Consider the following 12,313-nt stretch of genomic DNA (forward strand, 5'->3'; position numbering starts at 1 on the left):
ATGACCGGTGACGCTTTAAGCCGTGGCGGCGAGATCGGCGGCGGTCTTGCCGATCTGGCTCTCGTCGACGGCCTTCATGATGCCGTGCTCCATCAGCATGTCCTCGAGCTCGTCCATCGTGATCGGGGTCGGGATGATGCCCTTGCCGGCGTTGACGTGAATCTTCTGCGCCAACGAGCGGTAGTGGCCGGCCTGGACCGAGTCGGGCGCATACTCCAGCACGGTCATGCGGCGCAGCTCGGCGTGCTGCACGATGTTGTCGCGCGGCACGAAGTAGATCAGCTGGGTGCCGAGCTTCTTGGCGAGAGCCTCCGCCAGCTCGAGCTCCTTGTCGGTCTGGCGCTCGTTGCAGACCAGGCCGCCCAGGCGCACGCCGCCGGAGTTAGCGTACTTCAGAATGCCCTTGGAGATGTTGTTGGCGGCATACATCGCCATCATCTCGCCGGACATCACGATGTAGATCTCCTGCGCCTTGTTCTCGCGGATCGGCATCGCGAAGCCGCCGCACACCACGTCGCCGAGCACGTCGTAGGACACGTAGTCGATGTCCTCATAGGCGCCGTTCTCTTCCAGGAAGTTGATCGAGGTGATGACGCCGCGGCCGGCGCAGCCGACGCCCGGCTCCGGACCGCCGGACTCGACGCAACGGATGTCGCGATAGCCGACCTTCATGACCTCTTCGATCTCGAGATCCTCGACGCTGCCCGCGGCAGCGGCCAGGCTGAGGATGGTGTCCTGCGCCTTGGCGTGCAGGATCAGGCGGGTCGAATCCGCCTTGGGGTCGCAGCCGACGATCAGGATCCGATGACCCATCTCGGCGAGCGCCGCGAGCGTGTTCTGCGACGTCGTCGATTTGCCGATGCCGCCCTTGCCGTAGAATGCGATTTGTCGAAGTGATGACATTCTGCTCTCCATCAACCGATTGCCAATGTCCCGCATGCGCCTTGCATGAGGAGACCGCGTCCTCTCTCCAGAACCGGCAGACGGGTTATTGGGAAGGAGAGCATCGCTCGTCCGAAGCGTCGGCGTGCACTCAGCCCTCAACCATTGCCTGAACAGAGTTTTGCAACGGCTGTGCCAGAGCTTTGGAATCGTTAAAAAGGCCATGTTTTGAAAGAGATGCGGCCAAGCTCGGCAGTAGACTGCACGCTGTTGCAAACCCGACATCGGGGTTTTTCACCCGACGCTTCCGCGCCGTGCTGTCCGAAACGACACATGGCATCGCTCTCCCCACCGGCACTCCGGCGATTGACGCTCGGCAAGCGCCTGCGTGAGGCCCGCGACAGGCGGCGGTATGGAGTTTGCTTGATGTAGATCAAACCCGTTCGCAGACGGGCAGCAGGAGTCCTTCGATGTCGGGCAAGACGTGCATCTTTGTCATTGAAGCTGATCAGGTCGTCCGATCGGCGCTCGGCTACATCCTCAGTGAGCGTCACGAGACCTTCACCTTCGCGGAGACGGCCGATGCGCTCAGCAAGGCCGCGCGGGCCACGCCCGATGCCGTGCTGGTCGGGAGCAGCATCCTCGAGGACGCCGGTGCGGAGACGGTCGGCATGTTGGCGCGGAAGCTGAACCAGGCCGGCATCATCGTCGTTGCGGGATCCACCAGGTCGCCGCTTGCGCTGGCGGGTCTCCGCCAGGGCGCCGAAGCCATCATCGCCAAGCCGATCACGTTCGACGGCGTCACGGATGCCGTGGAGTCGGTGCTGGCGCGGCGCGGAACGGATCAGGGCCTGGCGCCCCTGTCGCCCTGATCGTCGAGGTCAGCAGATATGAGGAGAAGAGCATGTTGAAGATGGCCCAGAGCGCGGCGCCGGCCAATCCGGATATCGCGGACATTGTCGAGAACTTCGCCCTGCTCGACGACTGGGACGATCGCTACCGCTACGTCATCGAGCTCGGCCGCGGCCTGACGCCCCTGCCAGATGCCGATCGCAACGACGGCAACAAGGTCCAGGGCTGTACCAGCCAGGTCTGGGTCGCGACGTCGATCCGCCGCGGCAGCGCGGCGCCGGTGCTCGATTTCATCGGCGACAGCGACGCGCACATCGTTCGCGGCCTGGTCGCGATCCTGCTGGCGATGGTGTCGGGCCACACCGCGCCGGAGATTTTGGCGGCTGATCCCATCGCGCTGTTCGAGAAGCTCGGCTTGCGGGAGCATTTGACCCCGCAACGTTCGAACGGCTTTCGCTCGATGGTGAGCCGGATCAAGGCCGATGCCCAGGCGGCGTTGGTGGCGGCGGCGTAGGTTCGTTTATTGAGTTGGTTTGGTTTTTGATGAGCCGTTCATAGCACGGCGAACTCGGTGCACCCTCTCCCCTTGTGGGAGAGGGTGGCGGCCAAAGGCCGCCGGGTGAGGGGTTCTCTCGGCACACTCAAGCGGTCGTGGGGCGCCGAGACAACCCCTCACCCCAGTGAGTCTGGAGCTGACAGCGGCGTAGCCCTCTCCCACAAGGGGAGAGGGCACAGCAATTGGCACCGCTTCATCCAGACACTGCGCGGTAGAGCGGCGCGCTTCTAGGAAAAGAACTCCTGCGCCTTCTTCAGCGCGCGGACCAGCACATCCACCTCTTCCCGCGTGTTGTACATCGCGAATGACGCCCGGCAGGTCGCGGTGACGCCAAAACGCTCCAGCAGCGGCATCGCGCAGTGGGTGCCGGCGCGGACGGCGACGCCGGAGCGGTCGATGACGGTGGCGAAGTCATGCGCATGGGCGCCCTGCATCTCGAACGAGACGATGGCGCCCTTGTCGGCGGCGTTGCCGATGATGCGCAGCGAGTTGATCTCGCGCAGCTGCTCGGTGGCATAGACCACCAGATCATGCTCGTGCGCAGCGATGCGCTGCTTGCCGATCGAGGCGACGTAGTCGATCGCGGCGCCGAGGCCGGCGGCTTCGACGATCGGCGGCGTGCCCGCTTCAAACCGGTGCGGCGGGTCGCCATAGGTCACCCAGTCGCGCGCGACCTCGCGGATCATCTCACCGCCGCCGTTGAAGGGCGGCATCGACGCCAACAGCTCGCGCTTGCCATAGAGCGCGCCGATCCCGGTCGGGCCGTAGATCTTGTGGCCGGTGATGCAGTAGAAATCGGCATCGAGATCGCGGACGTCGACCTCCATATGCACGGCCGCCTGCGAGCCGTCGATCAGCACCGGAATGCCGCGCGCATGCGCGATACGGATGACCTCCTTGACCGGGACGACGGTGCCGAGCACGTTCGACATCTGCGTCATCGCCACCATCTTGGTGCGCGGCGACAGCAGCTTCTCGAACTCGTCGAGCAGGAAGTTGCCGTCGTCATCGACGGGAGCCCATTTGATCACCGCGCCCTGGCGCTCTCGAAGAAAATGCCAAGGTATGATGTTGGCGTGGTGCTCCATGATCGAGAGCACGATCTCGTCGCCCGGCCCGATCCGCTCGCGACCAAAAGTCTGCGCCACAAGGTTCACCGCCTCGGTGGCACCGCGGGTGAAGATGATCTGCTCGGGGCTCTCGGCATTGAGGAACGACGCCACCTTGGCGCGGGCGCCCTCATAGGCCTCGGTGGCGGCGTTGGCGAGATAGTGCAGGCCGCGATGTACGTTGGCGTATTCGGAGGTGTAGACCTGGTGCATCCGGTCGAGCACGGCCTGCGGCTTCTGCGCGGACGCCGCGTTGTCGAGATACACCAGCGGCTTGCCGTGCACCCGCATGCCGAGAATGGGAAAATCTGCCCGGATGCGGCCGACATCGTAGCCGCTCCCCTGCACCGCTGCATGCATCATCTACTCCCGTCGTCCGAGCCAGCCCAGCATCGCCTCCGTCAGCGCGTCGCGCACGCTCTCATTGGCCGCGCCCTCGATGATCTCGCCGATGAAGGCCTGGATGAGCAGCGCCTTCGCCTCCGCCGGCGGGATGCCGCGCGCCATGAGGTAGAACAGCAGCTCGTCATCAATCGCACCTGTCGTCGTGCCGTGGCCGCATTGCACGTCATCGGCAAAGATCTCGAGCTCCGGCTTCGAACAGGCCTCGGCCTCGTCGGACAGCAGCAGCGCCCGCGACATCATCTTGGCATCGGTTTTTTGCGCACCGGGGCTGACCGTGATCTTGCCCTGGAACACCGCGCGCGCGGTGTCGCCGACCACCGCCTTGAAGGTTTCGCGACTCTGGCAGTTCTCGGCGGCGTGCTCGATCGCCAGCGTCGTGTCGGCGTGCTGCGTGCCCGACAACAGCGAGCCGCCACGGATGTCGGCGACCGTGCCCTCGCCCGCGACATGCACAAACAGTTGGTTGCGGACCAGGCTGCCGCCGGCCACGAAGCCGAGCTGGTTGAAGGTCGCGCGCGCCGATATTGGCGAGCAGCGAGCCGATGTGCAGCGCGCTGCTGCTCTCGCCGACCACCTTGATGTGATCGATCCGCGCCTCGTCGCCGACGACGAGCTGCATCGCGGTGTTGACCTGGTACTCGCTGCCGTCAGGCCCCTGATGCGATTCGACGATGGTGGCGCTGGCGCCGGCACCGATATTGACCAGGGAGCGCGTGAACATCGAGGTCGCGACCCAGTTGGTCGTGACGAAGGCGACATGGATGGAACGGACGAGCGCCGTGCCCGGCGCGACGAGAATGACGACACCATTGGCCGCCAGCGCCGTGTTGAGTGCCAGGGCCGCATCGTCGTCGGGGACCACGGGGCCAAGACGCTGCGACAGCAGCGGCTTGTCGGCGGCCAGCGCATCCGACATCGGCTGGATGGTGAGGCCAGGCTCGAGATCGGCGAGATCCGACAGCTCGGCCACGAAGGCGCCGTCGACGATGACGAGCTTGCGGAAGCCGGCGCCGGCGAACAGGTCCTTGGCCTCGCGCGCCCTCGTCTTGGCGGCATCGTCGGGCAGTGACGCCAGCCGCTTGGCTTCCTTCATCTGCGTGCGCAGATCGGTGTAGCGCCAGGCCTCGACGCGCCGGTGCGGCAGACCAACCGCGTTGAAGCGGTCGAACGCGGCGGCGCGCACCGCCGTGATCTCCTCGCCGCCCGGCAGGTAGCGGCGGGCGCCCTGGTACAAATCGGCCAGTCCGAGCTCGGCCTTGGTCTTGCGGATCGCGACGCCCATGCCCTGCCCCTTACGCCGCTTCGCCGTGGTACTGCGCGTAGCCGGTCGCCTCGAGCTCGCGCGCGAGGTCCGCACCGCCGGTGCGGACGATGCGGCCCGCCGCGAAGACGTGGACGATGTCCGGCACGATGTAGTCGAGCAGCCGCTGGTAATGCGTGATGACGATCATGCCGCGCTCGGCCGAGCGCAGCGCGTTGACGCCGTTGGCGACCACCTTCAGCGCGTCGATGTCGAGGCCCGAATCGGTCTCGTCGAGCACGCACAGCGAGGGCTGCAGCAGCGCCATCTGCAGGGTCTCGTTGCGCTTCTTCTCGCCGCCGGAGAAGCCGACATTGAGCGGCCGCTTCAGCATCTCGGCGTCGATGTTCAGGGTCTTGGCGATCTCGCGCACGCGCTTGATCAGATCCGGCGAGGACAACTCCTCTTCGCCGCGCGCCTTGCGCTGGGCGTTGAAGGCGGCGCGCAGGAACGTCAGCGTCGCCACGCCCGGAATCTCCAGCGGATATTGGAACGCCAGGAACACGCCCTTGGCGGCCCGCTCGTCCGCTTCCATAGCCAGCAGGTCCTCGCCGTTGAGATAGACCTCACCCGCCGTGATCTCGTAGCCCGGCTTGCCGGCGAGCACGTAGGACAAGGTCGACTTGCCGGCGCCGTTCGGGCCCATGATGGCGTGGATCTCGCCCTTGTTCACGGTGAGGTCCAGGCCCTGGATGATCTTGCGACCACCGGAGATCTCGGCATGGAGCCCCTTGATTTCGAGCAAGGCCGTCATCGAACACTCCTCATCTGTTGTCGCCGCGCGCGACGTCCTTATCCGACCGAACCTTCGAGGCTGATCGAGATCAGCTTCTGCGCCTCGACCGCGAACTCCATCGGCAGTTGCTGCAGCACGTCCTTGACGAAGCCGTTGACGACGAGCCCGACCGCTTCCTCCTGGCTGAGGCCGCGCTGGATGCAGTAGAACAGCACGTCCTCGGAGATCTTCGAGGTCGTCGCTTCGTGCTCGAACACCGCCGACGAGTTCTTGGCCTCGATGTAGGGCACGGTGTGCGCACCGCATTTGTCGCCGATCAGGAGCGAATCGCAGGCGGTGAAGTTGCGCGCGCCGGAGGCCTTGCGGTGCGCGCTGACCAGGCCACGATAGGTGTTCTGCGACTTGCCGGCAGCGATGCCCTTGGAGATGATCCGGCTCGACGTGTTCTTGCCGAGGTGGATCATCTTGGTGCCGCTATCGACCTGCTGGTAACCGTTGGATATCGCGATCGAGTAGAACTCGCCGCTGGAATTGTCGCCGCGCAGGATGCAGCTTGGATACTTCCAAGTGATCGCCGATCCGGTCTCGACCTGGGTCCATGAGATCTTCGAGTTGACACCACGGCAGTCGCCACGCTTGGTGACGAAATTGTAGATGCCGCCGACGCCCTCGGAATTGCCGGGGTACCAGTTCTGCACTGTCGAGTACTTGATCTCGGCGTCGTCAAGCGCGACGAGCTCGACCACGGCGGCGTGCAGCTGATTCTCGTCGCGCTGCGGCGCTGTGCAGCCTTCGAGGTAGGAGACGTAGGCACCCTTGTCGGCGATGATCAGCGTGCGCTCGAACTGGCCGGTGTTGCGCTCATTGATGCGGAAATAGGTCGACAGCTCCATCGGGCAGCGTACGCCCGGCGGCACGTAGACGAACGAGCCGTCGGAGAACACGGCCGAATTCAGCGTCGCGAAGTAGTTGTCGGTGGTCGGCACGACCGTGCCGAGATATTTCTGCACGAGGTCGGGATGCTCGCGCAGCGCCTCGGAGATCGGCATGAAGATCACGCCGGCCTTCTTCAGCTCCTCTTTGAAGGTGGTAGCGACTGACACCGAGTCGAACACGGCGTCGACCGCGATCTTGGTGCGCGGCGCAGCCACCTCGCCGTCCTCGGTCTCGACGACCGCTGCGGGACGCTCGACACCTTCGAGGATCTCGACCTCGCGCAGGGGAATGCCGAGCTTCTCATAGGTCTTGAGAATCTCCGGATCGATCTCGTCGAGCGAAGCGACCTTCTTCTTCGGCTTCGGCGCCGAATAGTAATACAGATCCTGATAGTCGATCTTTGGGTAGCCGACGCGCGCCCAGGTCGGCTCGGTCATGGTCAGCCAGCGGCGATACGCCTCCAGCCGCCATTCCAGCATCCAGGCCGGTTCGTCCTTCTTGGCAGAGATGAAGCGGATCGTGTCTTCCGACAGCCCCTTGGGAGCCTTCTCCGATTCGATGTGTGTCTCGAACCCGTAACGATATTGATCGACGTCGATGTCCTTGACGCGATCGATCGTCTCCTGAACCGCTGCCATCTCTCACTCCGCTTCCAAGGCTCAAGACGAGGTGCCCGCGTCAGGCGGGCACGCAGGTGTCCGGCACCGGACAGACGGCAGCACATTGCGGCGCGTCGAAGTGGCCTTCGCACTCCGTGCACTTCTTCGGATCGATGATGTACATGTCGTTCTTCAGCCGAATCGCCGCATTCGGGCATTCGAACTCGCAGGCCCCGCAGACCGTGCATTGTGAGGCGATGATCTTGTAGGCCATGCTGATCTCCCCGCGCTTCAGCGACATCGAGCGATGTCATTCGAGCGCTATCTTTCAAGCGCCGTGCCAGAGCGCATTTGTTTGATTTCTAAGGAAGATTCTAAACTCGCGGATCGCGGTCAGCTGTCGCTCTCCCGACAGCATGTCGCAAGTGCGACAGGGAGACGGGGCGTGTCATCAGGGCGGGACTCTGCAGGCGATGGCGATGGGCACGCTCTCCTTGACTGCAGTGGTCGAGATGCTCGCCCGTCTCTCCTCCGTCATTCCGGGGCGTGCGCAGCACGAGCCCGGAATCCATCGACCGGCAGAACGCGCAGTCAAATGGATTCCGGGCTCGTCGCGCTTTGCGCGCCGCCCCGGAATGACGGAGGAGAGTGGAGCAACGCCGGAGTGTCAAAGCAAAGTTCAAACAAAAAGGGCGCACCATCGGCGCGCCCTTCCGAAACACTTCGCGTCAAACCCGCTCAGAACCGTTTGACCTCGATGTTGTGCTTCTTCAGGGCGTAGCCGATCTGGCGTGGCGTGAGGCCGAGCAGGCGCGCGGCCTTGGCCTGGACCCAGCCGGAACGCTCCATCGCCTGCACGATGCGCTCGCGCTCGGGGACGGCGCCACCGTCCATCACCTCGTTGAAGTCGCCATCATCGGCATCCGCCATCGGCAGTTCGGTCGGAGCTTCGATCGGCGCCGAAGAGCGCGGCAGGATCGGCAGCGGCACCATCGGCTGGCCGCGCGGCGGCGGCGGCGTCACGGTGTTGCCCTTCCACAGGATCGCCGACATGCACTCGTTGCGGCTGCAGGCGAAGTCGTCCATGCCGATCGCCGAGCCCGTCGCCATGGTCGCGGTCCGCTGCACGCAGTTCTCCAGCTCGCGCACATTGCCCGGGAAGCCGCAATGCATCAGCACCTCGATGGCGCTGACGTCGAAGGTGAGGTCGCGCTCGTTCTCGCAATTGAAGCGGCGCAGGAACTCGCGGGCCAGCTGCGGAATGTCGCTGCGGCGCTCGCGCAGTGGCGGCAGCTTGATCGGCACGACGCTGATCCGGTAGTAGAGATCGGCGCGGAACTCGTTGCGCGTGACCGCCTCTTCGAGATTGCGGTTGGTCGCGGTGACGATGCGCACGTCGACCTTGATCGTCTGGTTGCCGCCGACGCGCTCGAACTCCTGCTCCTGCAGCACGCGCAACAGCTTGGCCTGGAACGCCGGCGAGATCTCGCCGATCTCGTCGAGGAACAAGGTGCCCTTGTCGGCAAGCTCGAAGCGGCCCTTGCGCGCATTGATCGCGCCGGTGAAGGCGCCCTTCTCGTGGCCGAACAACTCCGACTCCAGCACCGTCTCCGGCAGCGCCGCGCAGTTGATCTTGATGAAGGGACGCTTGGCACGGTTCGACAATTCGTGGATCGCCTTGGCCACCAGCTCCTTGCCGGTGCCGGATTCGCCGCGCAGCAAGACCGGCGCATTCGACTTGGCGACGACGTTGATCTTCTCCAGCAGCGCGCGCAGCGCCGGGCTGTCGCCGACGATGCCGTCCACCAGTACCTTCTTGCCCTTGCTCGGCGCCGGCTTCAGCTCCATGAGCTCCTTCTGCAGCCGATGACTTTCCGCCATCAGCCGCTCGCGATCGCGCGCGACGACACGATGCAGCTTGATGGTCTGGCCGATCAGATTGGCGACCATGGTCAGGAAGCGGACGTCGGAATCGAGCCGGAACACGGCACGGCCATCCCAGACGCGATCGATCGTCAGGGTGCCGACCACGCGCTGGTCGATGCGGATGGGCACGCCGAGAAACGACACACGGATGTCGGCGCCGGCGCCGAGCGTGACCGCGTCGGCGGCGCTGAAGGCGGGATGATCGGCGACGTTCTCCGCAATCAGCGGCACGGCGGTCGCGACGATCTGGTCGATCGCCTTCTGCGGCAGGCGCTCGCGGTAGCGCTCATCGCTGCCTTCGCTCCAACCGGCCCCGACGGCGAGATCGGGAATGCCGTCATCGGCCAGCAGCGACACGACACCATGGCGCATCTGCATGAACGACTGCAGCAGGTTCACCACATTGGCGAGGGTGATTTCCAGCCGCGTCGGCGCGGCCAGGATTTTTGATATTTCGAAGATTCCCGTCAGGGCGATCTCGCTGAGCGGGATTGGTGCTGCCGTGGACCTGACGTCCCGAGCTTCGACCTGACGTGTTTCCGTTTGGACCATGGTCGCTTCTCTGATCGTCACGGACGCTCCTGAAAGCTATCCGTGGTTGTCGGTGTTGTAACATCCTCCCTTAACTGCTGATGATTGTCGTGCCTAACTTTGCTGCATTGCCGCAGAAGTAGTGTGCAATGAAAAGAACAGAAAAGCTGCAGGCTTTCATGACGTTAACAAATTAGTTTGCAGCCCTTATGGCCCGTGCGTTGCGTAGCCGCCGGTATCCGGACGACGACGCGCGCGCCGTTTTGTGTTGTCTTCCCGACGCCTAGAACTCGACCTCATTCGGGGTGCCTGCAACCGGATCGCAACAGCACGAACTGAACACCAACTTTCCACTCCGCGTCTGGCAGTCGCGGTGCTCGGCTGCCAGCTGCAACGGTCGCCTTGACGGCATGTGAGTGCGACGTATTTCACGTCGGTGCTAGAGGTGCTGCCCTCCGTTGATCTGAATCTCCTCGCCGGTGACGTAGCTCGCCGCATCCGAGCACAGGAAGAACAGCACCTTGGCGACCTCCTCCGGCGCTCCGATCCGGCGCATCGGGATCAGCGGCGAGAACCGGGCCTCGGTCTCCGGCGAGACCATCTCGGTCTTGATCTCGCCGGGCGCGATGGCGTTGACGCGGATGCCGTGCGGCGCGAAGTCGTGGGCCATCTCGCGGGTCAGGCAGGCCAGCGCGGCCTTCGAGGTCGCGTAGGCTGTGCCGGCGAAGGGATGGACGCGCGTGCCGACGATCGACGTCACGTTGACGACGGCCCCCTGCCCGCGCTTCAGTTCCTCGAACAATCCGCGCGCCAGCAGAATCGGGCCGAGAAAGTTGACGTGAAAGACGGTCATCCACGTCTCGACTGACGTCGCGAGCGAATCGAGCCGGCCGCCGCCGTCGGCCTTCGGCGAGATGGCGGCGTTGTTGATCAAGGCGTGCAGCGGCGCGCCGTCGAGCCGGGCCTTGATGTCGTCAATCGCGCGCGGGATGGCGCTGCGGTCGCTGAGATCGACCTGGACGTGATTGTCCGGACCGGCGTCCCAGGGACATCGCCCGCCGTCGAACGGCTGGCGCGAGCATGTGATGATGCGCCAGCCGGCGTCGGAGAACAGCCGTGCCGTCGCGTGGCCGATGCCGCGCGAGCCGCCGGTCAGCACCAGCGTCTTCTGCTCGGTACGCTCCGGAAGCTCCGCTGCCGCCATGTCGCGATGAAACGGGCACGACGCGATCGTCTCATCCGCATCGATTGCGGGCGCACGGACGTCCTGGTCGAGATCGAGACTCATGCCGTCCTGCTCATGCGCCGCCATGCCACAGCGCGGTTGTGCAGAATCCGGGCCAGCGGAAAATGCAGCGCCGAACCATTAGGCGCTGTCGTGTTCACGACAGATTGGCGGGTTCGTCACACGACGCGCGTCGACTTTCCGCCGTGCTGACCACAACGCCTGAAATGGCAATGTTTTTCGGCGCGCTTGCTCGTGGTCCGACTCTTGCTCGACGTTGCACCGAACTGGAACGTGGCTTGCCGGCCGCAGAGCTGGCAGCCACGAAACGTCGTGCGGCATGGACCGGGACATGGGGACGAATGCAGCGCGCTTCGCCGTGATCCTCGGGACCAACGAGGTCGCGTCCGCGATTGGCGTCCACCTCCACCGCGCAGGCTTCTGCGTGGTGCTGTCGCACGACCCCAATCCACCGGTCATACGCCGCAAGATGGCGTTTCACGATGCCTTGTTCGGCGACGCTCTCCATGTCGAGGATGTGATCGGCACGCGCATCGACAGCCCGATGGACGTGTTCAAGGCGCTCGGCAATCCGCAGCACGTTCTGGTCACGACGCTCGGCCTGCTCGATCTGCTTCCGATCCGCACCATCGACGTGCTGGTCGACGCTCGTATGCAGAGGCGCGAGCCGACGCCCAATCTGCGCGGCATGACCCGGCTGTCGGTCGGCATCGGGCCAGGCTTCTCGCCATCAGCCAATTGCGACCTCGCCATCGAAACCAGAGCCGACCGGCTCGGACAGATCGTGGGCCAGGGCTGGACCTCGGCCACCAATGATTTCGGCGACATTGGCGGCCTGGTTCGATCGGATCATGAAGGCCGCTGGCATAGCCCGGTCGAGATCGGCGCGCGCATCTACAAGGGCTTCGTCATCGGCCATCTCTCCGGCGTCCCGGTCACCGCACCCGCCGATGGCATGCTCCGCGGCATCGTCCGCGACGGCAGCGACGTTGCGGCCGGCGTGGCGCTCGCCGAGATCGATCCGCGCGGCCGCCACGCACAGTGGACCGGCATCGACGCGCACGGACAGGCGCTCGCGCAGACGATCCTGGCTGCCATCCGCCTGCACGCCGCGGACCACACCGCCGCAACCCCGGCGGCTCCACGCTGAGCGCGCCGTTTTCGAGCGATTCTGATTAGCCGTTTGGCCCGCAGCCGACCTTGGCATCGCCGTTGCTTATCGTTGGCAGGAGCGA

The 12,313-nt window shown here is 64.8% G+C and carries 10 protein-coding genes and 1 pseudogene; 3 read left to right on the forward strand and 8 right to left on the reverse strand.

Translation table 11 applies throughout. The annotated features are described in order from the left end of the window. Positions 1 to 15: 15 nt before the first annotated feature. The gene (gene nifH / locus ACQR07_RS06350) at positions 16 to 903 is read right to left on the reverse strand and encodes a nitrogenase iron protein (protein ID WP_315756203.1); all 888 of its coding nucleotides are present in this window, start codon (positions 901 to 903) and stop codon (positions 16 to 18) included. Positions 904 to 1,352: 449 nt separating this feature from the next. Between nifH and ACQR07_RS06355 the strand changes: the two genes are divergently transcribed. Together ACQR07_RS06355 and ACQR07_RS06360 are read left to right on the forward strand one after the other, a co-directional pair. Beyond that, positions 1,353 to 1,754, forward strand: coding sequence for a response regulator (locus ACQR07_RS06355; protein ID WP_434901465.1), 402 nt, complete (start codon positions 1,353 to 1,355; stop codon positions 1,752 to 1,754). Positions 1,755 to 1,786: 32 nt separating this feature from the next. Beyond that, entirely contained in the window at positions 1,787 to 2,248 is a 462-nt protein-coding gene (locus ACQR07_RS06360; protein ID WP_434901466.1) for a SufE family protein, read from the forward strand. 269 nt (positions 2,249 to 2,517) lie between these two features. On the opposite strand, the gene ACQR07_RS06365 is transcribed toward ACQR07_RS06360, so the two are convergent. The 7 genes and pseudogenes from ACQR07_RS06365 to ACQR07_RS06395 form a co-directional block, all read right to left on the reverse strand. Continuing rightward, a complete protein-coding gene (locus tag ACQR07_RS06365; protein WP_434901467.1) occupies positions 2,518 to 3,759 on the reverse strand; it encodes a cysteine desulfurase in 1,242 nt (413 codons plus the stop codon). A gap of 3 nt (positions 3,760 to 3,762) precedes the next feature. Beyond that, positions 3,763 to 5,086 (reverse strand): annotated as a pseudogene (gene sufD, locus ACQR07_RS06370) (Fe-S cluster assembly protein SufD). 10 nt (positions 5,087 to 5,096) lie between these two features. Next, complete coding sequence (gene sufC / locus ACQR07_RS06375; protein WP_434901468.1) at positions 5,097 to 5,858, reverse strand: Fe-S cluster assembly ATPase SufC; 762 nt, start codon at positions 5,856 to 5,858, stop codon at positions 5,097 to 5,099. Between the two features lie 38 nt (positions 5,859 to 5,896). Beyond that, positions 5,897 to 7,414: a Fe-S cluster assembly protein SufB gene (sufB, locus tag ACQR07_RS06380; RefSeq protein ID WP_434901469.1), complete on the reverse strand. Its 1,518-nt coding sequence runs from the start codon at positions 7,412 to 7,414 to the stop codon at positions 5,897 to 5,899. A gap of 40 nt (positions 7,415 to 7,454) precedes the next feature. After that, positions 7,455 to 7,649 carry a 4Fe-4S dicluster domain-containing protein gene (locus tag ACQR07_RS06385; RefSeq protein WP_008961670.1) on the reverse strand — a complete coding sequence of 65 codons (195 nt, stop codon included), beginning with the start codon at positions 7,647 to 7,649 and terminating at the stop codon, positions 7,455 to 7,457. Positions 7,650 to 8,113: 464 nt separating this feature from the next. After that, positions 8,114 to 9,853 (reverse strand): nif-specific transcriptional activator NifA, encoded by a 1,740-nt coding sequence (nifA, locus tag ACQR07_RS06390; RefSeq protein ID WP_434901763.1) that lies wholly within the window; start codon positions 9,851 to 9,853, stop codon positions 8,114 to 8,116. 418 nt (positions 9,854 to 10,271) lie between these two features. Continuing rightward, positions 10,272 to 11,120 (reverse strand): SDR family NAD(P)-dependent oxidoreductase, encoded by an 849-nt coding sequence (locus ACQR07_RS06395; RefSeq protein ID WP_434901764.1) that lies wholly within the window; start codon positions 11,118 to 11,120, stop codon positions 10,272 to 10,274. Between the two features lie 289 nt (positions 11,121 to 11,409). Here ACQR07_RS06395 and ACQR07_RS06400 point away from each other — a divergent pair, with 289 nt between their 5' ends. Beyond that, complete coding sequence (locus tag ACQR07_RS06400; protein ID WP_434901470.1) at positions 11,410 to 12,228, forward strand: xanthine dehydrogenase; 819 nt, start codon at positions 11,410 to 11,412, stop codon at positions 12,226 to 12,228. Positions 12,229 to 12,313: the final 85 nt, after the last annotated feature.

It is taken from the genome of Bradyrhizobium sp. HKCCYLS20291 (assembly GCF_051167715.1).
GTDB lineage: Bacteria > Pseudomonadota > Alphaproteobacteria > Rhizobiales > Xanthobacteraceae > Bradyrhizobium.